Consider the following 25,374-nt stretch of genomic DNA (forward strand, 5'->3'; position numbering starts at 1 on the left):
GTCTGGTTGCTATGTGTGACCGGGAGTCCTTGCGGGACCTACTTGACGGCCTCGCTGAGCTTGGAGACCCACTTGCCGCCGTCGACCTGGTAGGCGGTCATCATGGTGTTGGTGGTGTCGCCGAACTCGTCGAAGGAGACGGGGCCGGTGACGCCCTCGAACTGGACCTTGCTCATGGCCTCGAGGACCTTGACGCGGGCGTCGTCCGGGAGCTTGCCGTCGTTCTCGGCGACTACGGCCTTGACGGCCTCGATGATCGCCCAGGTGGCGTCGTAGGTGCCGCCGCCGTACGCCTCGTAGGCGTCCTTGTAGCCGGCCGTCTTGTAGTCCGCGATGAACTTCTTGGCGGAGTCGAGCTCTTCGACGGGCTTGCCGACGGAGGTGGCGATGTCGCCCTGGGACTTCTTGTTCAGGGTGATGAAGTCGGCGCTGTACATGCCGTCGCCGCCCATGAGCGGGATCTTCACGCTGTCCTTGAGCTGCTGGCTCAGGGGTGCGCCGGCGGGGTACTCGCCGCCGTAGTAGACGGCCTTGGCCTTGGAGCCCTTGACCTTGGTGACGACGGAGTTGAAGTCACGGTCGTCGGGGTTGACGTGGTCCGAGCCGACGATCTTGCCGCCGAGCTCGGTGAACGTCGCCTTGAAGGAGGCGGCGAGTCCGGCGCCGTAGGGCTTCTGGTCGTCGATGAGGTAGACGTCCTTGATCTTCGCGGTCTTGAAGAGGTAGTTCGCCGCGAAGGCACCCTGGATGGCGTCGGTGGTGGCGGTACGGAAGTACGTCTTGTACGGACGCTTCTTCTCGCCGGTCTTCCAGTCGTTGCCCTGGGTCAGCTCGGTGCCGGTGTTGGCCGGGGAGACCTGGGTGAGGTTGGCGTCGGTGAGCGGCTTCTGCATCGACTGCGCGACGCCGGAGTTCAGCGGGCCGACGACGCCGAGGACGGTCTTGTCGTTGATGAAGCTGGCGGCGTTCTGCTGGCCGACGGACGGCTGGGCCTGGTCGTCGAGGGGCTTGACCTCGAACTTGATGCCCGGGACCGTCTTGTCCTTGTTCGCCGTCTTGGCGGCGAGGTCGGCGGAGTTCTTGATGCCGAGGCCGAGGGCGGAGAGGTCGCCGGTCAGGGGGGCGTCGACGCCGATGACGACGGTCTGGGTGTCGCCGCTGCCGCTGCTCTTCTTGTCGTCCTCGCGCGATCCGCAGGCGGTGAGTGTGAGTGCTCCGGTGGTGAGCACTGCGGTGAGTATGAGCAAAGAACGGTGTCGCACGAAAGAGGTCCTTTCCCTGGCGCGGCCTCCTCTGCTGAGGTGCCGTGACGATCGCCGGGCCGTACTGGGCTGGTACTAGGCCGTGCAGCAAACACACCCGGCGGCGCGGTGACTGGCCGTGACTCTATGGGCAGTGCCGGGGGTCCGGGATGGGCAGCGGCAGGATGTGACTCTCTTGTTATGCCCTTGAGGAAGGCTTGAGGTGCCTGTGTGGACATGTGCGGCTTTATCGCTTGACAGAGAAGTGACCGCATGCTGAGAACGCGCAGCTCCGTTAAGGCGCTTGAAGTGATCTTGGTGCTGTCTCACCCGGGGGGTGCCGACGGGCGTGCGGCATCGTCGCCGGTGTCCGGTGCCGGCCTCGGGGGCCCGGGTTCGCATTGCGTGCACGTTACGCAGGGTTACATCGGGGGAGGTGTGCCCGGCCGCTGTGACGCCGCGTGGCTGACGAGTGCCTCATGGAACAGGCTTCTGGGTCAAGGGAGTTGGCGAATGTCGCTGGTCAACGGGCTGTTGGCGGTGGGGATATGGGTCCGCCCGGCCGGAATGTGTGGTGCGTTCCGGTCGGGCAGGGGTGTGTGCGGCTGTCGTTGCCTATCCGGCGGCGGGGGTGGGGGCGTCGCGGAGCAGGCAGGTGAGGCGGGCGGTGCAGACCCGCTTGTCCTGTTCGTCGGTGATGACGATCTCGTACGTGGCGGTGCTGCGGCCGCGGTGGACGGGGGTGGCGACGCCGGTCACGAGGCCGCTGCGTACGCCCCGGTGGTGGGTGCAGTTCAGGTCGACGCCGACGGCGAGCTTGGTGCTGCCGCCGTGCAGCATGGAGCCGATGGAGCCGAGGGTCTCGGCGAGGACGGCGGAGGCGCCGCCGTGGAGGAGTCCGTAGGGCTGGGTGTTGCCCTCGACGGGCATGGTGCCCACGACGCGGTCGGGGGAGGCCTCGACGACGGTGACGCCCATGCGCTCGCCGAGGTGTCCGGCGGAGAAGAGGGCGGGGAGGTCGATGCCGAGTGCGGCGTACTCGGCGATGATCTCCTGGGGGAACGTGGGTGTGGTGTGCTCGCCCATGGGGTCCGGCTCCGATCGTCTGCGCTGACTGATTGCTGTGTGCACTGTTTCGATGTGTGCACTGTTCTTATCAGACCGCTGAGCGAACGCTTAGTGGGTGGCCGCTGCGACGTTCGTCACCAGGTACGTCGCGTGCGAGCCGGGGTCGCGCGCGGGCGCGCCACCGCGTGCCTGTCACCGGGTGTTCTCGAAGCGCACGACGACGGACTTGCTGGCCGGGGTGTTGCTGGTGTCGGCGGTGGCGTCGAGCGGGACGAGCACGTTGGTCTCGGGGTAGTAGGCGGCGGCGCAGCCGCGTGCGGTCGGGTAGTGCACGACGCGGAAGCCGGGGGCGCGTCGTTCGACTCCGTCCTTCCACTCGCTGACGAGGTCGGTGTAGCCGCCGTCGGTGAGGCCGAGGGCTTCGGCGTCGGCGGGGTTGACCATGACGATGCGGCGTCCGCCCTTGATACCGCGGTAGCGGTCGTCGAGGCCGTAGATCGTGGTGTTGTACTGGTCGTGGGAGCGAAGGGTCTGCAACAGCAGTCGGCCTTCGGGGAGTTCGGGGTATTCGACGGGGGCGGCGGTGAAGTTGGCCTTGCCCGTGGTGGTGGGGAAGCGGCGCTCGTCGCGTGGGGCGTGGGGAAGTGTGAAGCCGCCGGGTACGGCGACGCGGGCGTTGAAGTCCTCGAAGCCGGGGACGACGCGGGAGATGCGGTCGCGGATCGTGCCGTAGTCCTTCTCGAACTCTTCCCAGTTCGTGGCGGACGCGGTGCCGAGGACGGCGCGGGCGAGCCGGGCGACGATCGCCGGTTCGGAGAGCAGGTGGGGGCCGGCGGGGGTGAGGTTGCCGCGGGAGGAGTGGACCATGCCCATGGAGTCCTCGACCGTCACGAACTGTTTGCCGCTCGCCTGGGTGTCCTTGTCGGTGCGCCCGAGGGTGGGGAGGATCAGGGCGCGGGTGCCGGTGACGGTGTGCGAGCGGTTGAGTTTGGTCGATACGTGGACGGTGAGGCGGGCGCGGCGCATGGCGGCCTCGGTGACGGTGGTGTCGGGTGTCGCCGCGACGAAGTTGCCGCCCATGGCGAAGAAGACCTTGGCGTCGCCGTCGCGCAGGGCCTGGATGGAGCGCACGACGTCGTAGCCGTGGTGGCGGGGCGAGGTGATGCCGAATTCTTTGTCGAGGGCGTCGAGGAAGGCGGCCGGGGGCCGTTCGAAGATGCCCATGGTGCGGTCGCCCTGGACGTTGGAGTGGCCGCGTACGGGGCATACGCCGGCGCCGGGGCGGCCGATGTTGCCGCGGAGCAGGAGGAAGTTGACCACTTCGCGGATGGTGGGTACCGCGTGTTTGTGCTGGGTGAGGCCCATGGCCCAGCAGACGATGGTGCGCTCGGAGGCGAGGATCATCGTCAGGGCTTCTTCGATCGCGGTGCGGTCGAGGCCGGTGGCGGTGAGCGTGGTGTCCCAGTCGGCGGTGCGGGCGGTCTTCGCGAACTCCTCGTATCCGTGGGTGTGTTCACGTACGAAGGTTTCGTCGACGGCGCCTGCGGTCTCCAGGATCATCTTGTTGAGGAGGCGGAAGAGGGCCTGGTCGCCGCCGAGCCGGATCTGGAGGAACAGGTCGGTGAGGGTGGTGCCCTTGATCATGCCGAGGGGGGTCTGCGGGTTCTTGAAGCGTTCCAGGCCGGCTTCGGGCAGCGGATTCACCGAGATGATCTTCGCGCCCGCCGACTTGGCCTGTTCCAGGGCGGAGAGCATGCGGGGATGGTTCGTTCCCGGGTTCTGACCGGCGACGATGATCAGGTCGGCGTGGTGGAGGTCTTCCAGGGAGACGCTGCCCTTGCCGATCCCGATCGTCTCGGTGAGTGCGGAGCCGGACGACTCGTGGCACATGTTCGAGCAGTCCGGGAGGTTGTTGGTGCCGAACTCCCGGGCGAAGAGCTGGAGCAGGAAGGCGGCTTCGTTGCTCGTGCGGCCGGAGGTGTAGAACAGGGCCTCGTCGGGGGAGGTGAGCGCCTTCAGTTCCTCGGCGATGATCGCGAAGGCATGCTCCCAGGGGACCGCCTCGTACCGCTCGGCGCCTTCGGGCAGGTACATCGGCTGGGTGATCCGGCCCTGCTGTCCCAGCCAGTAGCCGCTGCGGGTGGCGAGGTCCGCGACGGGGTGGGTGGCGAAGAACTCGGGGGTGACGCGGCGCAGGGTGGCCTCTTCGGCGACGGCCTTCGCGCCGTTCTCGCAGAATTCGGCGGTGTGGCGCTTGTCGCCTTCGGGCCAGGCGCAGCCGGGGCAGTCGAAGCCGTCCTTCTGGTTGACCTTGAGGAGTGTCTGCGCGGTACGGCGCACGCCCATCTGCTGCTGGGCGACGCGCAGGGTGTGGGCGACGGCGGGCAGCCCGGCCGCCGAGTGCTGGACCGCTTCGACCTGCGGCGCGTCCTGGACCGGGTCACCGGTCGGGGGCCTGGTGGCCATGATGCTCCCCTTTGAGCCTGCCTGTGGGTGTTCCTGCCTGCTCACGATCCTGTCACGCGTCACCGACAGGGGCCCTCGCACAGTGCGATACGGGCTGTGCGGTGCCGTGCCCGGTCCGGATTGTCAGTGGGCCGTGGCAGGATCGGGTGTGTGGCTGAGACGGCATCGAAGAAGACGGCAGACAACCGACCGCGCCTGCTCCTGATGGACGGGCACTCCCTGGCGTACCGGGCGTTTTTTGCGCTGCCCGCGGAGAATTTCACGACGGGGACGGGGCAGCCGACGAACGCCGTGTACGGCTTCGCGTCGATGCTGGCGAACACGCTGCGCGACGAGGCGCCCACGCATTTCGCGGTGGCGTTCGACGTGTCCCGCAAGACGTGGCGCGCACAGGAGTTCCCGGAGTACAAGGCGAACCGCTCCAAGACTCCTGACGAGTTCAAGGGGCAGGTCGAGCTGATCGGTGAGCTCCTGGACGCGATGCGTGCCGACCGGTTCGCGATCGACGGCTTCGAGGCCGACGACGTCATCGCGACGCTGGCGACGCAGGCGGAGGCGGCGGGCTTCGAGGTGCTGATCGTCACCGGTGACCGGGATTCGTTCCAGCTGATCACGGACAACGTGACGGTGCTGTATCCGACCAAGGGTGTCTCGGAGCTGACGCGCTTCACGCCGGCCAAGGTCGAGGAGAAGTACGGGCTCACGCCTCAGCAGTATCCGGATTTCGCGGCGCTGCGCGGTGACCCGTCGGACAACCTTCCGGGTATTCCGGGTGTGGGTGAGAAGACGGCCGCGAAGTGGATCAACCAGTTCGGTTCGTTCGGCGACCTGGTGGCGCGTGCCGAGGAGGTCAAGGGCAAGGCGGGCCAGAATTTCCGTGATCATCTGGACGCGGTGAAGATGAACCGGCGGCTGACCGAGATGGTCCGTGACGTGGCGCTGCCGAAGGGCCCGCTGGACCTGGAGCGTGCTCCGTACGACCGCACGGCGGTCACCGGGGTGCTGGATGTTCTGGAGATCCGTAACCCGAGCCTGCGTGAGCGGCTGCTGGCCGTCGACCCGGGCGCCGTCGAGGGCGAGAGCCCGGCGCCCGCGGCGGGTGTCGAGCTGGACGGTGCGGTGCTGGGCGCGGGCGACGTGGCGCCCTGGCTGGCGGCCCACGGGGGTCAGCCGCTCGGCGTCGCCTCGGTCGACACCTGGGCCCTGGGGACGGGCACGGTGACGGAGGTCGCGCTCGCCGCGGCCGACGGGGCGGCCGCCTGGATCGACCCGGCGCGGCTGGACGAGGCCGACGAGCAGGCGTTCGCGGCCTGGCTCGCGGACCCGAAGCGGCCGAAGGTGCTGCACAACGCGAAGAGCGCCATGCGGGTCTTCCCGGACCAGGGCTGGCAGATCGAGGGTGTCGCGATGGACACCGCGCTCGCCGCGTACCTGGTCAAGCCGGGCCGCCGTTCCTTCGCGCTGGACGCGTTGGCCGTGGAGTATCTCGGCCGTGAGCTCGCTCCCGCCGCCGCGGGTGACGGACAGCTGGCCTTCGGCGCCGACGACCAGGCCGAGGCCGACGCCCTGATGGCGCAGGCCCGAGCGATTCTCGACCTCGGTGACGCGTTCACGGTGCGGCTGAAGGAGGTCGGCGCCCTTGAGCTGCTGCACGACATGGAGTTGCCCACCTCGATCCTCCTGGCCCGGCTGGAGCGGCACGGCATCGCCGCCGACCGTGCCCATCTGGAGGGCATGGAGCAGCAGTTCGCCGGTGCGGTGCAGCAGGCGGTGAAGGAGGCGCACGCCGCGGTGGGCCGCGAGTTCAACCTCGGGTCGCCCAAGCAGCTTCAGGAAGTCCTCTTCGGCGAGCTGGGCCTGCCGAAGACGAAGAAGACGAAGACCGGGTTCACCACGGACGCCGACGCCCTGGCCTGGCTGGCCGCGCAGACCGAGCACGAGCTGCCGGTCATCATGCTGCGCCACCGCGAGCAGGCGAAGCTCAGGGTCACGGTCGAGGGTCTGGTCAAGACGATCGCGGCGGACGGCCGGATCCACACCACGTTCAACCAGACGGTCGCGGCGACGGGCCGGCTCTCCTCCACCGACCCGAACCTCCAGAACATCCCGGTCCGTACGGACGAGGGCCGGGCGATCCGCCGCGGCTTCGTCGTGGGCGAGGGCTTCGACTCGCTGATGACGGCCGACTACAGCCAGATCGAACTGCGCGTGATGGCGCACCTGTCGGAGGACGCGGGTCTGATCGAGGCGTTCACCTCGGGGGAGGACCTGCACACCACGGTCGCCTCGCAGGTGTTCGGCGTCGAGAAGTCCGCCGTCGACGCGGAGATGCGCCGCAAGATCAAGGCCATGTCGTACGGGCTGGCCTACGGGCTCTCCGCGTTCGGTCTGTCCCAGCAGCTGAACATCGAGGCCGGTGAGGCGCGCGGTCTGATGGACACCTACTTCGAGCGCTTCGGCGGAGTCCGTGACTATCTGCACCGGGTCGTCGAGGAGGCCAGGGCCACCGGATACACCGAGACGGTCTTCGGTCGCCGCCGTTACCTCCCCGACCTGAACAGCGACAACCGTCAGCGTCGGGAGACGGCCGAGCGGATGGCGCTCAACGCTCCCATCCAGGGGACGGCCGCCGACATCGTCAAGGTCGCGATGCTTCATGTGGACCGGGCCCTGACCGAGGCGAAGCTGGAGTCGCGGATGCTGCTCCAGGTCCACGACGAAATCGTCCTGGAGATCGCGCGGGGCGAACGTGAGCGGGTCGAGAAGATCCTGCGCCATGAGATGGCGACGGCGGTGGAGCTGCGTGCCCCGCTGGACGTCTCGGTCGGCGTGGGCCCGGACTGGGAGTCCGCCGCGCACTGACGCACGGGGCCGGGGCGACGAGCCCCGGCCTCCGGCACGGCCGGGCGGGTCACGCGTCGGTGCCTTCAACGGGGTTGAGGGCAGCAGCGGGGCGGGGGCAGCGGCGGGCCGGCTGGATCAGCGGGTTCCCGGACGGGAGCGTTCCGTCAGACCGGGCTCGTATCCCCGGTGCGTGCGGTGCGTGCGGTGCGTGCGGTGCGTGCGGTGCGTGCGGTGCGTCCGGGGCGCCCGTCGCTCCGCAGCCGCATCCACACCCCGTACAGCACGAGTCCGGCCGCCAGCCCGGCCCCGGCGCCGAAGCAGGCGGTCGGGATGATGTCGAGCGGCGTGGAGATCTGCCCGAAGTAGGCGTACCAGCGTGCGCAGCGGTGGATGACGCCGAGGAGTACGCAGAGGGCCAGCAGCCCGCAGGCAAACCACCGCTCGCGCCGGCCCAGTTCGGGCACAGCGTCCGGCACCGGGGCCGTCCCGGTGCGACGCAGCGCCGATACCGTGAACCAGATGATCCCCGTCAGCGCCACCGCCGAACTTCCGTACTGCAGGACCTGGTAGGCGGGGAAGCCCGCCACGCTTGCGTTGAGTGCCGGGATCAGCTCCGTTCCCCACCGGTCGTGATGGGTGAACGCGTCCCAGCCGACATGGGTGGCCGCTCCGATGGCCGCGGACAGCGCGAACCGGAGTGCTGCAAGGGGCCGTGGACGGCCGGGTTCCCGCGGCTGCCCCCGCAGGAACGCGTAGACCCGTCCCTGTCGGCGGGTGGGCAGCAGCGCCACCAGTGGCTCACGCAGCAGCAGCCAGAGCGCCACCAGCATCGCGGCGATGAGGACGTCCACGGTGAACACACCCCATACGGCGTGCGTCACTTGACCGAACTCCATCGCTCCTGGGATCGCGGTGTCCGCGTAGTAGGTCACATCGGGTGCGAACGAACCGGCGACGAGGGCCGAGGCGACGAGCGGACCGCGCCCGGTGCCCGTCCTGCGGATTCCCGGCAGCACGGCGGCGGCATGACTGAGCGTGAACGGCATGGGCGCAAGTATGGGCGAGCTCTCCGGGCGCCCTGTACCCCACTCACGGCATGCCGTACAACTTGCTGTCTGGAAGGTGAAAATACGGTAAGAACCGGTCAATGCACGGTGTCCGGGCGGCAGGAGTTGTCGTAGGGTCGCCTGAGTTCTCGCGCTGGGGAGTGCGAGCAGCCGTCGACGGGGAGGGACCAGAACGTATGGCAGCGCAATTCGGCCACCGACTGCGCAGGGGGGCCACCACCACAGCGGTGGCCGCCGCCGCCGTGGCAGCCCTCACCGCCTCACAGGGCCCCGGCGCACCACTGGCCGACGACGCGGGCAGCGGGGACCAGAAGACGGCCGGTTCCTCGTCGCCCGGTGACAGCGCGGCCACGGGCAACTCGCCTTACCACACGGACCTTCCGCCGCTCACCACGCCCGACAAGCCGGGCGCCTCCGTGAATCTGCCGGTCACCGGCAGCGCGGAAGCCGGGATACCCGCCTCGATCCTGGCCGCGTACAAGAAGGCCGAGCAGTCCGTCGCCGGGAGCGACGCCGCCTGCCGTCTGCCGTGGCAGCTCCTCGCGGCGATCGGCAAGGTCGAGTCGGGGCAGGCACGCGGCGGCCGCGTCGACGCGGACGGCACCACCTACTCCCCGATCCTCGGACCGGCTCTCAACGGCCAGGGCTTCGCCCTCATCAAGGACACCGATGGCGGGGCGTTCGACGGCGACGCCACCCACGACCGCGCGGTCGGCCCGATGCAGTTCATCCCCTCCACATGGGCGGCCTGGGGCCAGGATGGCAACGGCGACGGGCGCAAGAACCCCAACAACATCTACGACGCCGCACTCGCGGCCGGTCTCTATCTCTGTGCCGGTCCCCGAGACCTGTCGGTCGCCACCGACCTCGACCGGGCGGTGCTGAGCTACAACCAGTCGCGCGAGTACCTGCAGACGGTGCGCTCCTGGTTCGACTACTACAAGCGCGGCACGCACGAGGTTCCCGACGGCAGCGGAGTCCTGCCGGCCGGCCCCCGTGGCAACAGCGGCGGCAGCGGCGGCAGCGGCGGCGGTTCGGCGAGTCCTTCGCCCACGCCGCCCGCGTCCGGTGCTCCCGGCGGAGCCGAGAGCCCGAACCCGAAGCCGCCGACGACCGGTGGCCCGGCCACTCCCGGCCCCACGCCGCCGCCCACCGCTCCTCCCACCACCCCGCCCACGACGACGCCTCCCACCACGACGCCGCCGACCACCCCCGGCCCTACGCGGCCGCCGACGCTCGGCAGCCTGGAGAACGCCGGCACGGGCCCGCTGACCGCTACGGCGGGCCAGGCGTTCGGCGAGCGGGTCGGTGTGCGGGCGAGGAACACCCTCGGTGCCCCGCTCGCCAAGGCGTCCGTGACCTTCACCATCACCGGTGACACCGACACGCGCTTCACCGGCGGGCTGACCGCCATCACGCTGCGCACCGGGGCCGACGGTACGGTGACCTCCCCGGTGCTGCGAGCGGGCGAGCGGACCGGTGCGTTCAAGGTGACGGCCGTCGCGGGCACCACCAATCCGCGCACGCTGACCTTCGGTGCGACGGTCACCGCCCGCCAGGCCGATGCCCTCGCCAGGACCGGGGAAGCGGCCGTGACGGCCGCCGCCGGGGAGCGGTTCGAAGCCGTGCAGGTCAAGGCGACCCACAAGGGCGCCGCGGCCGCCGGAGTGGCTGTCACCGCCACGATGATCACCGACGCGGAGCAGCCGGCCGCGAACGGCAAGGGTCCGTACTTCGAGGGCGAGGGCGGTGTCCCCGTACGCACCCTTCAGGGCCTCACGACCGATGCGGGCGGCCTGCTGACCCTGCCGGTGATCCACGCCGACAGCACCCCGGGTACGTACACGCTGCGTCTCACCACCGAGGGCGGTGCCACGCTCGACATCGTGCTCACGGTGTCCTGACCACTGCCCGCCTCGGCAAGCACGGCCGCCCCTCCGCCCTCGCGGGCGGAGGGGCGGCCGTGCTTGCCGCCTTTCTGCCCCCGCCTCGCGCCCGCGTGTTCTCATCTCACGCCTCTGTTGCTACGGTGCCCAACCCTGACGCTTCATCAGATCCGTGTTCTCCGGGAGGCCGAGCCATGCGTGCCCTCGTCGCCGCGGCCATCGGACTGGCCGCAGCCCTCGCGCTCGTGTTCACCGTCACCGCGATCGGAGCGCCACCCGGCGAGACCTCGCCCAAACCCCTGCTGACCACGGTTCCGGGACCCAAGAGGTAACGCGAAAGCACCCGCCCGCGGCACACCCGGGCAGCACACAGAGGGAGGACACCACCATGCGCCGCCGAGCCGGCCTCGTACTCCTGGCCTTCGCCGTCTTCTTCGCCGCCATGTCACCACTGCTGCGCTGGTACGCCTTCCCGAGGCTGGCGAAGGTCCCGCCGGGCCAGTACCAGGAGATGGTCCTGGAGGCGAAGCCCGCCACCCTTCTCGACTACGGCACTCTCAGGTCCGAGCAGGTCGAGAAGGTGACCATCGTGCAGACCCTCAAGGGCAACGTGGAGGAGTCCGAGAAGATCGAGCGCGGCGCGGGACGCGATGTCGTCGTCTGGGACTCGCTCTCCTACATCGAGGGCCCCGACGGCAAGATGGTCTCCCAGATCCCCGAGCGCTACATCTTCGACGCACACAGCCAGGACCCCGTCCACGCCACCGGCGAAATGGTCGACGGCGATCCGGTCCGCCGCGAGGGCATCGAGTACAAGTGGCCCTTCCTCACCGAGAAGCGTGACTACGAGTACTTCGACGCCCAGAGCCGTACGACCGCGCCCATCCACTACAAGGGCACCCGCACCTTCCGCGGCATGGACGTCTACTACTTCGAGCAGACCATCCCGTGGACCCGGGTCCCGATGCCGAAGAAGATGCCCGTCAAGGGGATCACCGCGGCGCAGGTGGCCAAGACGGGCATGACCCGCTGGTACACCACCAAGCGCATGTTCTGGGTCGATCCGGTCACCGGAGCGCCCGTCAACGGCGAGGAGATCCACCGCGAGGAACTGCGCGACGCGAAGAAGATGGGGATGTCCGAGGACACCGTCACCGCGTTCGCCGGGCATGTGAAGATGCGCGAGGACTACATCGTGGACACCGTCGAGCTGGTCAGGTCCCAGCGCGTCCTGATCCTCCTGCTGACCTCGTACCTGCCGTGGGGCTTCCTGTTCCTCTCCACCGGACTCCTGGCGCTCGCCCTCTGGCTGGAAGCGCGCTCCCGCCGTCCCGGCGCACCCTCGCCGGGGCCGGACGCTACTCCCGCCTGAGCCGCGCCGAGGTGAAGCGGGTCGCCTCGACCGTCGTCGGGTCCTCGGGCCACGGATGCTTCGGGTACCGGCCGCGCAGCTCGGCGCGGACGGCCTTGTAGCCCTCGCGCCAGAACGACGCCAGATCCGCCGTGACCGCCGCCGGACGCCCGGCGGGGGACAGGAGATGGACCAGTACGGGCACCCCGGCCACCCGGGGCGTCTCCCGCAGCCCGAACAGTTCCTGGAGCTTCACCGCGAGTACGGGCTGCGTCCCGCCGTACTCGACCCGGATACGGGATCCGCTCGGCACCTCGATGCGCTCCGGTGCCAGCTCGTCGAGCCGGGCCGCCTCACCCGTCGCCCAGGGCAGCAGCCGCCGCACGGCCTGCCCGGCGTCGATCCGCGCCAGGTCCGAACGCCTCCGCGCCCGCGACAGCTCGGGCTCCAGCCACTCATCGGCACGCTCCAGCAGGGCCTCGTCCGCCACGTCGGGCCACGGCGCCCCCAGCTCCCGGTGCAGGAAGGCCAGCCGCGACCGGAGCTGTTCGCTGTCCCGGCTCCACCGCAGCAGCCCGGTGCCCTCGCGCCGCAGCCCATCGAGCAACGCCCCGCGCACCAGTTCGGGCTTCGGCTGCTTCAGGCCGCGCACCCACAGTTCGACGGCCCCGAGCCGCTCCACGGACCGGGCCACGACATCACCGTCCACCCAGCGCACCTCCTCGCCCGAGAACCGCAGATGCCCGGCTGCCAGCCGCGCGGTGTCCTCGTCGACGACGGCGGCCAGCCGTACGCGCGCGGACGCCGAGTGCGCGGGCCGGTCCGCGACCGCGACCGCGAGCCAGGGCGCGCTGCGCAGCCGTGAACCCTCACGGAGCTCCGCTCCCGTCCCCGACGCCATCAGGAACGTTCCCTCGCCCCGCGCCCGCGCCACCCGCTCCGGAAACGCCAGAGCCGCGACCAGCCCGGCCGCCGCGTCGTCGGACCCGGAGGCTTTGTTCGCCGACTCCCCCAGGGAGGACGACAGCCGCCGCACCTCCTGCCGCCAGCGCGCCGCGTATCCGTCCTGTCCACGCCGTGCGGTACGCAGGGCCGCCGCCAGATCGTCCCCGTACTCCCGGGGCGGCTCCTCGCTCAGCAGCGCCACCACCTCGGCCGCGCGGTGCCCGCCCACCTCGGCGGCCCCGTCCAGCAGGGCCCGTGCCAGCCGGGGGTGCAGGCCGAGCCGGGACATCCGCACGCCCCGGTCGGTCACCCGCCCCGCCGCGTCCACCGCGCCCACCGCCGTCAGTACCTCCCGGGCCGCGCCCATCGCCCCGGCCGGCGGCGGATCGAGCAGCGCCAGCCCCGAGGCCCCGGGATCGCCCCAGCACGCCGCCTGCAACGCGAACGCCGCGAGGTCGGCGACCTTGATCTCCGGTGAGGGGAAGCGTGCGAGGCGCCCGTCCTCGGCCTGTTCCCAGCACCGGTACACCGCTCCCGGAGCCTCGCGCTCGGCCCGCCCCGCCCGCTGCCGCCCTGCTGCCTGCGAGGCGCGTACGGTCGTCAGGGCGCTCAGGCCCCGCGCATGGTCGGTACGGGGTTCCCTGGCGAGGCCCGAGTCGACGACGACCCGCACTCCGGGCACCGTCAGCGACGACTCGGCGACCGAGGTCGCCAGCACCACCCGGCGCACACCGGACGAACCGGCCAGCACCGCGTCCTGCACGGCGGCCGGAGCCCGCCCGTGCACCTGGAGCACCTCGGCGGACACCCCGCTGAGCTGCCCCGCGACGCGCCCGATCTCACCGACCCCGGGCAGGAAACAGAGCACGTCCCCCGCACGCTCCGCGAGCGCCCGGCGCACCACCGAGGCGACATGCGTCAGCAGCGCCGGATCGACCCTGAGCCCGTGCGGCGGTCTCACCGGGCGGGGCGGCGGTGCCCATACGACCTCCACCGGATGTGACACCCCCTGCGCCTCCACGACCGGGGCGTCACCGAGCAGTCGCGCCCAGCCCTCCGCGTCGGTCGTCGCCGAGGCGGCCAGCAGCCGCAGGTCCGGCCGCAGGGCGGCCCGTACGTCGAGCAGGAACGCGGCGACGGTGTCCGCGTCGAGATGCCGTTCGTGGCACTCGTCGATGATCACCACATCGGTCCCGGCGAGCTCCTGGTCGCGCTGGAGCCGCTGGAGGAGCACTCCGGTGGTGACGACCTCCACCACTGTGTCGCGCCCCACCACCCGCTCCCCGCGGACCGTGAATCCCACCCGGCCGCCCGGCTGCTCACCGAGCAGCCAGGCCATCCGCCGGGCCGCGGCCCGCGCGGCGATCCGCCGGGGCTCGGCGACGACGACCCGCCGCACCGGGCCCGGACCGGTCAGTCCGGCCAGGACCAGCGGAACGAGGGTCGTCTTGCCGGTGCCGGGGGGCGCGCAGAGCACGGCGACGCCCCGCTCGTCGAGCGCCCGCTCCAGGGCGGGCACAGCGGTACGTACGGGCAACTGGTCCAGCGCGTCGGTACGGATCACGCCCCCAGTCTCGTACGCCGCACCGACAGCCCGGTACGCCAGGGAGGGGCAGCCCCACGGGGCAGGGACGGCCCACGTCCCCTGCGGGTCGGTCCCGGCCAGGGACGGGTGGTCCCGCTCGCCAGGGACGGGTCGGTACCGCTCGCCAGGGTGGCGTCAGTCCCGTTCGCAGACGAAGATCGCCGTCCCGGGGATGAGGTTGCCGCGCAGAGGGGACCAGCCGCCCCACTCCTGGCTGTTCCACGCGGGCCACTCCGGCTCGACGAGATCGACCAGCCGGAAGCCGCCCGCCACCACGTCCCGCACCCGGTCACCGAGTGTCCTGTGGTGCTCGACGTACACGGCGTCGCCCTCTTCGTCCTGTTCCACATAGGGGACACGGTCGAAGTACGACGCGGCGACCGACAGGCCCTCGGGGCCGGGCTCGTCCGGGAACGCCCAGCGGATCGGGTGGGTCACCGAGAACACCCACCGGCCGCCGGGCCGCAGCACCCTGCGCACCTCCCGGAACACCTGTACGGGATCGGCGACGAAGGGGACGGCGCCGTAGGCCGAGCAGGCCAGGTCGAAGGAAGCGTCCCGGAACGGCAGCTTCCCCGCGTCCGCCTCGACGAGCGGGAGGCCCTCACCGATGCGGAGCGCGTGCTGGAGCTGGCGGTGGGAGAGGTCCAGGGCCACCGGACGCGCACCCTGGGCGGCCAGCCAGCGGGAGCACTGGGCGGCGCCGGCGCCGATCTCCAGGACGTCCAGGCCCTTCAGCGACTCGGCGGGGCCGAGCAGTGCCGAGTCGGCCTCGTCGAGTCCCTCCGGTCCCCAGACGAAGCGGTCGTCCCCGAGGAAGGCCCCGTGATCGCTCTGGTACTCGTCGGCGTTCCGGTCCCACCAGCCGCGACTTGCCCGGCTGCTTTCCGATTCTCCGGCGTTGCGGCGCGTCGCTTCCGGTTCGGCGTCATGGATCTCTTGGCTCATCGTGCCCGTCGCTGTAGTTTGCCTTCACCCGCCGCACACGCGGGCGTGCGTGAGACACCTCGCCGTGGCCGATGTGGCCTCGGTGAACATGAAATGTGCCGGGAATGGGCCCTTGTGCCCCGGGTGTGCGCCTTCGCGCATTGACCCTGTCCGGCTGCCCCCGTATGCTACAAGTTGCGCTGCGAGCCTGCGCGCCTCAGACCTAGCAGGCCGCGCTCGCGTCTGTTGCATGTCCCCTCGGTTGTCGAGGCGGCGCCCGTACAACGGGTTGGTCGCTTTCCAGGCTGTCCGGCTTCTGCAGAGGCGATACGGGCTTACGGCGTAGCAGTACCTACGACTCTCTGTCCGTACCGGAGCCCTTTCCCACATGACGAGCAGCACCGAGACCACCGCCACCACTCCGCAGGTTGCGGTCAACGACATCGGCGACGCGGACGCGTTCCTCGCGGCGATCGACGCGACGATCAAGTACTTCAACGATGGCGACATCGTTGACGGCGTCATCGTCAAGGTTGACCGGGACGAGGTTCTCCTCGACATCGGTTACAAGACCGAAGGCGTCATCCCGAGCCGCGAGCTCTCGATCAAGCACGACGTCGACCCGAACGAGGTCGTCAAGGTCGGCGACGAGATCGAGGCCCTGGTTCTCCAGAAGGAGGACAAGGAAGGCCGCCTGATCCTCTCGAAGAAGCGCGCTCAGTACGAGCGTGCCTGGGGCACCATCGAGAAGATCAAGGAAGAAGACGGGATCGTCACCGGTACCGTCATCGAGGTCGTCAAGGGTGGTCTCATCCTCGACATCGGCCTCCGTGGCTTCCTGCCGGCCTCCCTCGTCGAGATGCGTCGTGTCCGCGACCTCCAGCCCTACGTGGGCAAGGAGCTCGAGGCCAAGATCATCGAGCTGGACAAGAACCGCAACAACGTGGTCCTGTCCCGCCGCGCCTGGCTCGAGCAGACGCAGTCCGAGGTTCGCCAGACGTTCCTCACGACCCTGCAGAAGGGTCAGGTCCGCTCCGGCGTCGTCTCCTCGATCGTCAACTTCGGTGCCTTCGTGGACCTGGGTGGCGTCGACGGTCTCGTGCACGTCTCCGAGCTGTCCTGGAAGCACATCGATCACCCGTCCGAGGTTGTCGAGGTCGGCCAGGAAGTCACCGTCGAGGTTCTCGACGTGGACATGGACCGCGAGCGCGTGTCCCTGTCGCTCAAGGCGACGCAGGAAGACCCGTGGCAGCAGTTCGCCCGGACGCACCAGATCGGTCAGGTCGTCCCGGGTAAGGTCACGAAGCTCGTTCCGTTCGGTGCGTTCGTGCGCGTCGACGAGGGCATCGAGGGTCTGGTTCACATCTCCGAGCTGGCCGAGCGCCACGTGGAGATCCCGGAGCAGGTCGTCCAGGTCAACGACGAGATCTTCGTCAAGGTCATCGACATCGACCTCGAGCGCCGTCGCATCAGTCTCTCGCTGAAGCAGGCCAACGAGTCCTTCGGTGGCGACCCGGCCTCGGTCGAGTTCGACCCGACGCTGTACGGCATGGCCGCGTCGTACGACGACCAGGGCAACTACATCTACCCCGAGGGCTTCGACCCCGAGACCAACGACTGGCTCGAGGGCTTCGAGGCTCAGCGCGAGGTCTGGGAGACGCAGTACGCCGAGGCGCAGCAGCGCTTCGAGCAGCACCAGGCCCAGGTCATCAAGTCCCGCGAGGCCGACGAGGCCGCTGCTGCCGAGGGCGCTGCCGCCCCGGCCGGCAGCGCTCCGGCTGCCTCGGGTGGCACCGGTGGCGGCGGCGGCTCGTACTCCTCGGAGTCCGATGACAACTCCGGCGCCCTGGCGTCGGACGAGGCACTGGCCGCGCTGCGCGAGAAGCTGGCGGGCGGCCAGAGCTGACGCTCTGACCCCGGTCGCTCATCGGCAGTAGCTGTAGCTGTAGAGCACTGAGTGAGGCCCGCTCCCTTCGGGGGGCGGGCCTCACTCATGTATCCGGGGCTCTCCGAGGCCTTACGGCGTGACATGTGCGGGGCGTGCGGGAAGCTGACGGCCAGTGAGGTGCCCGTGATATGCCCGTGCCCGGGAGCCGACTTCCGCGCCGGGTGCCCGCGTTCCGGCCTGAGCGGCCGGGAAACGGGTACAGAGCTGGGAATGCCCGTGCCTCCGGAGACGTTCTTCCGGTGGAATACGAGGAGGAGCGGTAACCGTGCTTGATCCGCAGAGTTTGTATGAATGGGAGCCGAAGGGCCTGGCTGTCGTCGACATGGCGCTCGCCCAGGAGTCGGCCGGGCTGGTCATGCTCTACCACTTCGACGGATACATCGACGCGGGTGAGACCGGCGAGCAGATCGTCGACGGCCTGCTTGAGACGCTGCCCCACCAGATCGTGGCGCGCTTCGATCACGACCGGCTCGTCGACTACCGCGCGCGGCGCCCGCTGCTCACGTTCCGGCGCGACCGCTGGGCGTCGTTCGAGACCCCGACGCTGGACGTCCGCGTCGTCCAGGACGCCACGGGAGCGCCCTTCCTCCTGCTGTCAGGTCCCGAGCCGGACGTGGAGTGGGAGCGGTTCGCGGTCGCCGTGGAGCAGATCGTCGAGCGGCTCGGTGTGCGCCTCGCGGTCAACTTCCACGGCATCCCGATGGGCGTCCCGCACACCCGCCCGGTCGGTATCACCCCGCACGGCAACCGCACCGACCTGATGCCCGGCCACCGCAGCCCGTTCGACGAGGCACAGGTGCCCGGATCGGCGGAGGCGCTCGTCGAGTACCGCCTGATGGAATCGGGGCACGACGTCCTGGGCGTGGCCGCGCACGTCCCGCACTACGTGGCCCGTTCCGCGTACCCCGATGCCGCGCTCACCGCGCTGGAGGCGATCACCGGCGCGACCGGCCTGGTCCTGCCGAGCGTCGCACACACGCTGCGGACCGAGGCGCACCGCACACAGACCGAGATCGACCGGCAGATCGGCCAGGGCGACGAGGAACTCGTCACGCTCGTCGAGGGACTTGAGCACCAGTACGACGCGGTCGCGGGCGCCGAGACCCGGGGCAGTCTCGTGGCGGAGCCCGTCGATCTGCCGTCCGCGGACGAGATCGGCCTCGAGTTCGAGCGGTTCCTCGCCGAGCGCGAGGGCGACGTCTGACGGGCCCCGACGTCCCCGGCGCGATCCGGACGGCAGGCACTAGGCTGCCGGTCATGCTGAAAGTGGGCCTGACCGGCGGTATCGGCGCCGGCAAGAGCGAGGTGTCGCGGCTGTTCGCCGGTCTCGGCGCCGTACTGATCGATGCCGACAGGATCGCGCGGGAGGTCGTCGAGCCCGGAACGCCCGGGCACGCGGCCGTCGTAGAGGCTTTCGGTCCCGGAATCCTGAACGACGACGGCACCCTGGACCGGCCCGCGCTCGGCTCGATCGTCTTCGCCGACCCCAGCCGGCTCGCCGCGCTCAACGCGATCGTCCATCCCCTGGTCGGCGCACGCTCCGCCGAGCTGGAGCGGGCGGCGGGCCCCGGATCCGTCGTCGTCCACGACGTCCCGCTCCTCACCGAGAACGGCCTCGCGCCCCTGTACGACCTGGTCGTCGTGGTGGACGCCAGCCCCGAGACCCAGCTCGACCGTCTCGTGCGGCTGCGCGGGATGACGGAGCCCGATGCGCGCGCCCGTATGGCGGCGCAGGCGACACGCGAGCAGCGAAGGGCCGTCGCCGACCTGGTCATCGACAACGACGGGCCGCTGGAGGCGTTGGAGCCGCAGGTCCGCAAGGTCTGGTCGCAGCTGCTGGAGCGCCCGGCGGCCGGCTGAGCCGCTGCACGCCGCCCCTGGCGAGGGCGGTCCGGCCGCACGGAATACCGTGCACCGGCCGGACGTCGGAGCCCGGGCGAGCGAGGGGAAGGACGCGACCGTGCCCGAGACGAACCCGCAGACCCATGTCATCGACTTCCGGGCGGCCGGGCACCTGCTCGCGGCCCGCGACCCCCGGGGCGCCGTCAAGCTGCTCGACTCGGTGATAGCGGCCCATCCCGAGAACACCGCGGCCCGGCTGCTGCGGGCCCGCGCGTTCTTCGCGGCGGCTCAACTGCGCCCGGCCGAGCTGGAGTTCGAACTCGTACTGGAGCGTGAGCCGGACAACGCGTTCGCCCACTTCGCCCTGGGCCGTACGTTCCAGCGGGCCGGCCGCCCCGAGCAGGCCACCCGCCACTTCCGGCTCGCCGCGGCGCTCGACCCGAAGCCGGAGTATCTGCGGGCCGCGCGCTTCGACGAACGGGCCTGAGCCGGCACCTGGGGCCGCGCGGTGCCGCTCGGCGACCGGGCTGCCGACGGGCGGGCTCAGCGACCGGGCCCGCCGCGGCCGCCGTGATCGGGTTCGTACGGCGGAACGTCGCGGCCGGGCTGGTAGTGAGGCCCCTGCCGGATGCGATGGATGACGACGCAGACGTCCGTGAGCGTCAACGCCACCAGGACGCCGCAGGCCACCGCCCACCCCACCCGGTCGGTCAGGGTGAAGGCCACCAGGCCGAAGACGCCCCAGACCAGGCCGAACAGGGCCAGGGCCAGTCGCATCCGCAGCGGGCTGCGGGCGGTCGCGGGTTCACTGCCGGTACGCATACACATCGCCTCACCTTCCAGGATGGACCTCCGGACCGTCGCGGAAAAGTGCGGCGACGAAGTGTGACCGGCCGGGTCCGCCGCGTGTCGACGGCTCCGTCGGCGGGGAACGGGCGCCACCCCCTCGTACGTTCCGCTGAGCATGAGCGGAGAACTGGTACGTGAGGGGCATTCAGGCACCGGGCCCGGCACCATCACTCCGGACGGCTGCGCGGTCGAGCTCTACTCCCGCCTGTCCGCCGGCGACGAACCCGAGGTGATCGAGGCCGCCGTGCCCGCCGGATCGAGCATTCTGGAACTGGGCTGCGGGGCGGGCCGGGTGACCCACCCGCTGGTGGCACGCGGCTTCCGGGTGACCGCCGTCGACGAATCGCCGCAGATGCTGGAGTGCGTACGGGGAGCACGCACCGTACAGAGCCGTAACGCGGCGGAAGCGCGACACCGGCTTCCCCGCCCCACGAAGCCCCGAGGAGACCACTGTCATGTCTGCGACCACCCGCGCCGCCGCTTCCCCCGGTGACACGTCCCCCGCCGGACCGAAGCGTGGCCCGGGTGCCGTCGTGCTGACCGGAGCCCGCTTCCTCCTCGCGTTCTTCTTCGCGTTCAGCGCGTTCGCCAAGCTCATCGCGCACGAGTCGGCGGTGGAGTCCTTCGACCGGATGGGCTGGGGCGCCGGCGCGATGTACGCGATCGGCGGACTGGAGGCGGCGGGCGCCGTCGCCCTGTTGATCCCCCTGCTGTCCGGAGTGGCGGCGATCGGGCTGGCAGCACTGTCGGCCGGCGCCTCGATCGTGCAGCTGACGCTCCTGGACCCGCCGCTCGCGGTCATGCCCGCCGTGCTCGTCGTCGTGTTCGCGCTGATCGCCCGCGACCGGCACCACCTGACGACGCGGCTCCTTGCGCTTCTGAGCCGGCGCGCATAAGTACGGTGGGGCGGATGCCCTTCCGCTCCACGCGCGCGACCGAATCTCCGGGGGACTCAGCCATGGCCCACCGCCTAGTACTGCAACCGCATCTGGAGAATGTGGCCTCGGCGTTTGTAGTGGGAGCGGCGGGCACGGGCCTGGCTGCGTCGTCGGAAGCGTGACCAGTGCAGATGGTGCTCGTTGTTGTGGCAGTGGCGCGTGACGACGACGTGGCCCATCAGTCGGCGGATCTCCGGGACGCTGAGGGGTATGAGGTCTTGCTCGTCGTCGAGAGTGCCCCTTTTGTGGCTTCTGTGGCGCGGATGGCGGTCAGGTAGGCAAGGGCGGCCATCGCCAGGGTGATGTGGCGGTACCAGGCCCGGTAGAGCCGTACCTGGTAGTGGTCCAGGCCGCACTCTCCCTTCGCGGTCTGGAAGCACTCCTCCACCGCCCACCTCGCGGCAGCCACTTTGACCAGGTCTTTCAGTCGGGAGGCGACCGGGCCGTAACAGACGTAGTAGGCGATCTCGCTCGGGTCGCTGACGCTGCGTCGGGCCAGCACCCAGTGCCCGAAGCCGTTTTCCCAGGACGGGCGGATCGCGACACGCGCCCAGTCGTAGATCCGCTCACCGTGCGCGCCGGCCCCGCCGGAGATCCGTTTCCACCGCTGGCGGGGCAGCGCGGCCACCAGCTGGTCCACCCGCGCGTCCGCCCCCTGCGCGGTGATCACGGTGTCGTTGACCTTCGTGGCCAGCACATGCGCGACCCGACGTTCCTCCAGCCACACTCGCAGGTGCTTGACCTGCCCGTATGCCTCGTCAGCGGTGACCCACGCGAATGGGACACCCGCGTCGATGGCGCGTTGCAGCATCCACTTGAAGTGCTCGTTCTTGGTCGCAAGGGGGACCTCGTCGTCGATCCCGGCCGCGCGGCAGCGGTCACGGTCATCCGTCCAGGAGACGGGGATGTAGAGCTCGCGGTCGATCAACGCCCGCCCCCTGGCGGAGGCGTAGGCCAGGAAGGTTCCGATCTGGCTGTTCTCCGTGCGGCCGGCTGTGCCGGTGTACTGACGCTGGACACCGGCGGACTTGGTGCCCTTCTTCAGGAAGCCGGTGTCGTCGCCGATCAGCACCGCATCCTTGGCACCGATGGTCTCCACGACGAAGTCCCGCACATCGTCGCGGACCGCGTTCTCGTCCCAGTCGGAGTGGTTGAGCAGGCGCTGGACGCCGTCGGGGCGCAACTGCCCGACCTGCTCCGACAGCGTCCACCCGTTCTTCTTCTCAAGCGGCGCGAGCAACCCGTTCAGGTAGTCCGACGCCCGCTCGCGGGGCTCCGACCTGCCAAAACGGTGGGCGAACCGAGCATGGAACCCGGCTATCCCCTCGGACCACGACTCGACCTGCTCAACCGTCAACGATTCATCGCACAGTCGGAACAACGAGCCAATCCAGCACCAGTCACGGCAGATGCGGTTGCAGTACTAGCCCTCGCCTGCGCGGCTCTGGCAACAGCCCTCGCCGTCCTCTCGTGCGCGGGTCCGGCACCGGAAGGGGCCGCCGAGACCTCCGCCGGACCGGGTTCCCGCCCCGCTCTGGGTGATCCGCGGCCGTGTCCCGGTCAGGCGGACGCGACCTGCGCCGGTCTGACGGTGCCACTGGACCGCACGGGCAGGTCCGGCGCCACCCTGACACTCCAGGTGCTCACCGCCGGCCGCTCCGACGCACCACGCGGCACCCTCCTCTTCCTCACCGGGGGCCCCGGCCAGCCCGGGGTGTCCATCGCCCCCACCATCCGCAAGCGGCTCCCGAAGGCACTCGCCGAGTACCGCCTGGTGATGATCGACCAGCGTGGTACCGGCGCGGGGGCCATCGACTGCCCCGCGCTCCAGAGCGAGGTCGGCAGCAGCGACACGGTCCCACCCACCGCCGCGGCGGTACGGGACTGCGCCCGCAGGCTCGGCGGGAAGCGGAACTTCTACACCACCGCCGACACCGTCGCCGACCTGGAGGATCTGCGCACCGCGCTGGGGATCCGCTCGTGGGGCGCGGTCGACGGAGTCTCGTACGGCACCTTCACCGCCGGGCGGTACGCCCTCGCCCACCCCCGCCGCGTCGAGAGGCTCGTACTCGACTCGGTGGTGCCGCTGGACGGGGCGGGAGCACTCTATGAAGCGTCGCTCAAACACGCCGCCACGGTGCTGCGTACCGCGTGCGAGGAGCAGTCCTGCGGTGGCGACCCTGCCGAGGACGTCGCGAAGGTCGTACGCCGTGACGGCAACGGCACCGGTGTCTTCAACCTGCTGGTCGTCGCGAGCATCATCGACCCGAAGCTCACCAACCCGGATCTCGGCATCCTCGACGCCATCCACACCTCGGCCGGCGGCGACCCCGGCCCGCTCAGGAAGCTGGTGGAGAGTTTCCAGGCATCCGATGGCATGCCTCCGGAGGACTTCAGTTCAGGGCTGCACGCGGCGACGCTGTGCGCGGACACCGCGTGGCCCTGGGGCGACGCCTCCGCCCCCCTCGCCGGCCGGCGGGCCGCGCTGGACGGCGCGGTACGGCGGATCGGGCCGGGTGACGTCTGGCCCTTCGAGCCCAGAACCGCGGCCGAGCAGGGAATCCCGCAGACCTGCCTCCCCTGGCCCGCCTCCCGTCCCGGCTCGTCCGTGCCGGACCGGAAGCTGTCCATGCCGGTGCTGCTCCTGTCCGGTGAGCGCGACCTGTCCACGCCGCCCGCCTGGGCCCGTCGGCTGGCCGAGGGACAGCCGCGCGCCCGGCTGACGGTCATCGACGGCGCGGGGCACTCGACGCAGAGCAGATCCGACGGGGGAGCGAAGGCGGCCGAGGAGTTCCTGCTGCGGTAGCGCGCCTGCTCAGTGGACGACGGTGTAGCTCCGCCACGGGCCGGTGCGGGGCTCGGTGAAGTCGGTGAGATTGGTCGCCAGATACGTCGTGTCGCCACCGGTGCAGTTGCGGGACCGGTAGAGCACGATATCGACCAGGGTGCCGTTGTGGACCTCGTGGGCGCCCGGCGGCATCCGGTGGCAGCCCCGCACGCTCGGGCTGTGCACGGAGATCACGGCGTGTCGCTCGGTGGTGTAGGTGACCGGCCCGACGGCGGTGCGCCCCAGGCCGGAACAGCCCGAGACGGTCAGGGTGAGGAGCGCTGCTCCGGCTGCGACGCCGAGACGGCGTCGACGGTGGCGATCGGGCACGGTCACGGACATGGGCGGGTCCTCGTCTGCTCGTCCGGCGCATCTTGACGTCACGGAGACATGCTGGCGCTGGCCACCTTGCCCGCTCCCCGACGGTCCGGCACCCGGGGTACGGCCGGCCGGGGGGCGGCTGCACGGACGGAGGTTCGGGCAGCATCCGAGTAGGGCATATCGTGGTAACAGGAACATTTCCAGGTCGGCTGGCAGGGGGCCGTGATGGTCCAGGAGCTTTTGATCGCAGCAGTGGGAGCCGGGTTGGCCGGCGTGGCCTACCTGGTGGCGGCCGCCCGGATCGTCAAACAGTACGAGCGGGGGGTCGTGCTGCGGCTCGGCCGGCTCCGTCGCGAGGTGCGCGAGCCGGGCTTCACCATGATCGTTCCCGTGGTGGACCGGCTGCGCAAGGTCAACATGCAGATCGTGACGATGCCCGTGCCCGCACAGGACGGCATCACCAGGGACAACGTCACGGTCAGGGTCGACGCGGTCATCTACTTCAAGGTGGTCGACGCGGCGAGCGCCGTCATCCGGGTGGAGGACTACCGTTTCGCGGTCTCGCAGATGGCGCAGACATCGCTGCGGTCGATCATCGGCAAGAGCGACCTGGACGATCTGCTGTCCAACCGCGAAAAGCTCAACGAAGGGCTGGAACTGATGATCGACAGCCCGGCCGTGGGCTGGGGTGTGCAGATCGACCGGGTCGAGATCAAGGACGTGTCCCTGCCGGAGACGATGAAACGCTCCATGGCCCGGCAGGCCGAGGCCGACCGGGAGCGGCGTGCGCGGGTCATCAACGCCGACGCGGAGCTCCAGGCGTCCAAGAAGCTCGCCGAGGCCGCCAAGGAGATGTCGGAGCAGCCGGCCGCGCTCCAGCTGCGACTGCTGCAGACCGTCGTCGCCGTGGCGGCGGAGAAGAACTCGACCCTTGTCCTTCCGTTCCCCGTCGAACTCCTCCGCTTCCTGGAGCGGGCCGCGCAGCAGCAGGAGCCCGCCCGGGAGCAGCTCGGCGAGAAGCCGCAGCCCCCGGTCCGGCCCCAGCAACCGCCGGACGCCGCCGCGCCGGTGCCGACGACGCCCGATGCCGGGCGGCTCACCTCGCACTGAGAACGCCCCGGCCCGCACCGGTCCGCGAGGACCGGGGCGGGGCTCGTTGTCAGACCACCCGCCTAGACTCGCTGGTCATAAGCGTTACGCCGCGAATCGAGGCAGAAGGGGGGCGGCGTGAGGGTGCGCAACGAGCGGGACGAACGGAACCGGTGGCGC

General features: G+C 70.4%; 20 protein-coding genes and 1 pseudogene. 12 read left to right on the forward strand and 9 right to left on the reverse strand.

Annotated elements, in window-relative coordinates:
- Positions 1 to 38: 38 nt before the first annotated feature.
- The 3 genes from F0344_RS28340 to F0344_RS28350 all read right to left on the reverse strand — a co-directional run bounded on the left by F0344_RS28340 (position 39) and on the right by F0344_RS28350 (position 4,775).
- Complete coding sequence (locus F0344_RS28340) at positions 39 to 1,247, reverse strand: branched-chain amino acid ABC transporter substrate-binding protein (protein WP_185302940.1); 1,209 nt, start codon at positions 1,245 to 1,247, stop codon at positions 39 to 41.
- Positions 1,248 to 1,856: 609 nt separating this feature from the next.
- Positions 1,857 to 2,327, reverse strand: coding sequence for a PaaI family thioesterase (locus F0344_RS28345; RefSeq protein ID WP_185301463.1), 471 nt, complete (start codon positions 2,325 to 2,327; stop codon positions 1,857 to 1,859).
- 174 nt (positions 2,328 to 2,501) lie between these two features.
- Complete coding sequence (locus F0344_RS28350) at positions 2,502 to 4,775, reverse strand: FdhF/YdeP family oxidoreductase (RefSeq protein ID WP_185301464.1); 2,274 nt, start codon at positions 4,773 to 4,775, stop codon at positions 2,502 to 2,504.
- 150 nt (positions 4,776 to 4,925) lie between these two features.
- Between F0344_RS28350 and polA the strand changes: the two genes are divergently transcribed.
- Complete coding sequence (gene polA / locus F0344_RS28355) at positions 4,926 to 7,637, forward strand: DNA polymerase I (RefSeq protein WP_185301465.1); 2,712 nt, start codon at positions 4,926 to 4,928, stop codon at positions 7,635 to 7,637.
- Positions 7,638 to 7,783: 146 nt separating this feature from the next.
- Here the strand turns inward: polA and F0344_RS28360 are convergent, their stop codons facing one another.
- A complete protein-coding gene (locus F0344_RS28360; protein ID WP_185301466.1) occupies positions 7,784 to 8,665 on the reverse strand; it encodes a DUF4184 family protein in 882 nt (293 codons plus the stop codon).
- Between the two features lie 197 nt (positions 8,666 to 8,862).
- On the opposite strand from F0344_RS28360, the gene F0344_RS28365 reads away from it, so the two are divergent.
- The 3 genes from F0344_RS28365 to F0344_RS28375 all read left to right on the forward strand — a co-directional run bounded on the left by F0344_RS28365 (position 8,863) and on the right by F0344_RS28375 (position 11,944).
- Positions 8,863 to 10,590 (forward strand): lytic transglycosylase domain-containing protein, encoded by a 1,728-nt coding sequence (locus F0344_RS28365; protein ID WP_185301467.1) that lies wholly within the window; start codon positions 8,863 to 8,865, stop codon positions 10,588 to 10,590.
- Between the two features lie 176 nt (positions 10,591 to 10,766).
- Positions 10,767 to 10,904 carry an SPW_0924 family protein gene (locus F0344_RS28370; RefSeq protein WP_185301468.1) on the forward strand — a complete coding sequence of 46 codons (138 nt, stop codon included), beginning with the start codon at positions 10,767 to 10,769 and terminating at the stop codon, positions 10,902 to 10,904.
- Positions 10,905 to 10,960: 56 nt separating this feature from the next.
- Positions 10,961 to 11,944, forward strand: a complete 984-nt coding sequence (locus F0344_RS28375) for a DUF3068 domain-containing protein (protein ID WP_185301469.1) — start codon at positions 10,961 to 10,963, stop codon at positions 11,942 to 11,944.
- Here F0344_RS28375 and hrpB read toward each other — a convergent pair.
- Positions 11,931 to 14,432 (reverse strand): ATP-dependent helicase HrpB, encoded by a 2,502-nt coding sequence (hrpB, locus tag F0344_RS28380; RefSeq protein ID WP_185301470.1) that lies wholly within the window; start codon positions 14,430 to 14,432, stop codon positions 11,931 to 11,933. The genes F0344_RS28375 and hrpB overlap by 14 nt on opposite strands.
- 156 nt (positions 14,433 to 14,588) lie before the next feature.
- Complete coding sequence (locus F0344_RS28385) at positions 14,589 to 15,401, reverse strand: class I SAM-dependent methyltransferase (protein WP_185301471.1); 813 nt, start codon at positions 15,399 to 15,401, stop codon at positions 14,589 to 14,591.
- 367 nt (positions 15,402 to 15,768) lie between these two features.
- Between F0344_RS28385 and rpsA the strand changes: the two genes are divergently transcribed.
- The 4 genes from rpsA (at position 15,769) to F0344_RS28405 (ending at position 19,657) form a co-directional block, all read left to right on the forward strand.
- A complete protein-coding gene (gene rpsA, locus F0344_RS28390; protein ID WP_185301472.1) occupies positions 15,769 to 17,286 on the forward strand; it encodes a 30S ribosomal protein S1 in 1,518 nt (505 codons plus the stop codon).
- 325 nt (positions 17,287 to 17,611) lie between these two features.
- A complete protein-coding gene (locus F0344_RS28395; protein ID WP_374940172.1) occupies positions 17,612 to 18,532 on the forward strand; it encodes a PAC2 family protein in 921 nt (306 codons plus the stop codon).
- A 53-nt stretch (positions 18,533 to 18,585) separates the two neighbouring features.
- A complete protein-coding gene (gene coaE / locus F0344_RS28400) occupies positions 18,586 to 19,188 on the forward strand; it encodes a dephospho-CoA kinase (protein WP_185301474.1) in 603 nt (200 codons plus the stop codon).
- 100 nt (positions 19,189 to 19,288) lie between these two features.
- On the forward strand, positions 19,289 to 19,657 hold the full coding sequence (locus F0344_RS28405) for a tetratricopeptide repeat protein (protein ID WP_185301475.1): 369 nt from the start codon (positions 19,289 to 19,291) through the stop codon (positions 19,655 to 19,657).
- A 56-nt stretch (positions 19,658 to 19,713) separates the two neighbouring features.
- Here the strand turns inward: F0344_RS28405 and F0344_RS28410 are convergent, their stop codons facing one another.
- A complete protein-coding gene (locus tag F0344_RS28410) occupies positions 19,714 to 19,992 on the reverse strand; it encodes a DUF6343 family protein (RefSeq protein WP_185301476.1) in 279 nt (92 codons plus the stop codon).
- A 142-nt stretch (positions 19,993 to 20,134) separates the two neighbouring features.
- Here F0344_RS28410 and F0344_RS28415 point away from each other — a divergent pair.
- Positions 20,135 to 20,410: pseudogene (locus tag F0344_RS28415) on the forward strand (class I SAM-dependent methyltransferase); the annotation flags it as partial.
- A 64-nt stretch (positions 20,411 to 20,474) separates the two neighbouring features.
- On the forward strand, positions 20,475 to 20,915 hold the full coding sequence (locus tag F0344_RS28420; RefSeq protein WP_185301477.1) for a DoxX family protein: 441 nt from the start codon (positions 20,475 to 20,477) through the stop codon (positions 20,913 to 20,915).
- A gap of 220 nt (positions 20,916 to 21,135) precedes the next feature.
- Here F0344_RS28420 and F0344_RS28425 read toward each other — a convergent pair whose 3' ends face one another.
- Positions 21,136 to 22,314 carry an IS701 family transposase gene (locus tag F0344_RS28425; protein WP_374940123.1) on the reverse strand — a complete coding sequence of 393 codons (1,179 nt, stop codon included), beginning with the start codon at positions 22,312 to 22,314 and terminating at the stop codon, positions 21,136 to 21,138.
- A gap of 234 nt (positions 22,315 to 22,548) precedes the next feature.
- On the opposite strand from F0344_RS28425, the gene F0344_RS28430 reads away from it, so the two are divergent.
- Positions 22,549 to 23,763 (forward strand): alpha/beta hydrolase, encoded by a 1,215-nt coding sequence (locus F0344_RS28430; RefSeq protein ID WP_185301478.1) that lies wholly within the window; start codon positions 22,549 to 22,551, stop codon positions 23,761 to 23,763.
- A gap of 9 nt (positions 23,764 to 23,772) precedes the next feature.
- On the opposite strand, the gene F0344_RS28435 is transcribed toward F0344_RS28430, so the two are convergent.
- Entirely contained in the window at positions 23,773 to 24,126 is a 354-nt protein-coding gene (locus F0344_RS28435; protein ID WP_185301479.1) for a hypothetical protein, read from the reverse strand.
- Between the two features lie 204 nt (positions 24,127 to 24,330).
- Here F0344_RS28435 and F0344_RS28440 point away from each other — a divergent pair, with 204 nt between their 5' ends.
- Positions 24,331 to 25,215 carry a slipin family protein gene (locus tag F0344_RS28440; protein WP_185301480.1) on the forward strand — a complete coding sequence of 295 codons (885 nt, stop codon included), beginning with the start codon at positions 24,331 to 24,333 and terminating at the stop codon, positions 25,213 to 25,215.
- The last annotated feature ends 159 nt before the right edge of the window (positions 25,216 to 25,374 follow it).

This window comes from Streptomyces finlayi (assembly GCF_014216315.1).
Classification (GTDB): Bacteria; Actinomycetota; Actinomycetes; order Streptomycetales; family Streptomycetaceae; genus Streptomyces; species Streptomyces finlayi_A.

Bases quoted from the DNA above. Each gene is read 5' to 3' on its own strand.
- F0344_RS28350 (WP_185301464.1), bottom strand. From the start codon at position 4,775: ATGGCCACCAGGCCCCCGACCGGTGACCCGGTCCAGGACGCGCCGCAG.
- F0344_RS28440 (WP_185301480.1), top strand. From the start codon at position 24,331: ATGGTCCAGGAGCTTTTGATCGCAGCAGTGGGAGCCGGGTTGGCCGGC.
- rpsA (WP_185301472.1), top strand. From the start codon at position 15,769: ATGACGAGCAGCACCGAGACCACCGCCACCACTCCGCAGGTTGCGGTC.
- F0344_RS28345 (WP_185301463.1), bottom strand. From the start codon at position 2,327: ATGGGCGAGCACACCACACCCACGTTCCCCCAGGAGATCATCGCCGAG.
- F0344_RS28360 (WP_185301466.1), bottom strand. From the start codon at position 8,665: ATGCCGTTCACGCTCAGTCATGCCGCCGCCGTGCTGCCGGGAATCCGC.
- F0344_RS28420 (WP_185301477.1), top strand. From the start codon at position 20,475: ATGTCTGCGACCACCCGCGCCGCCGCTTCCCCCGGTGACACGTCCCCC.
- F0344_RS28370 (WP_185301468.1), top strand. From the start codon at position 10,767: ATGCGTGCCCTCGTCGCCGCGGCCATCGGACTGGCCGCAGCCCTCGCG.
- F0344_RS28375 (WP_185301469.1), top strand. From the start codon at position 10,961: ATGCGCCGCCGAGCCGGCCTCGTACTCCTGGCCTTCGCCGTCTTCTTC.
- F0344_RS28435 (WP_185301479.1), bottom strand. From the start codon at position 24,126: ATGTCCGTGACCGTGCCCGATCGCCACCGTCGACGCCGTCTCGGCGTC.
- F0344_RS28385 (WP_185301471.1), bottom strand. From the start codon at position 15,401: ATGAGCCAAGAGATCCATGACGCCGAACCGGAAGCGACGCGCCGCAAC.
- coaE (WP_185301474.1), top strand. From the start codon at position 18,586: ATGCTGAAAGTGGGCCTGACCGGCGGTATCGGCGCCGGCAAGAGCGAG.
- F0344_RS28410 (WP_185301476.1), bottom strand. From the start codon at position 19,992: ATGCGTACCGGCAGTGAACCCGCGACCGCCCGCAGCCCGCTGCGGATG.
- F0344_RS28365 (WP_185301467.1), top strand. From the start codon at position 8,863: ATGGCAGCGCAATTCGGCCACCGACTGCGCAGGGGGGCCACCACCACA.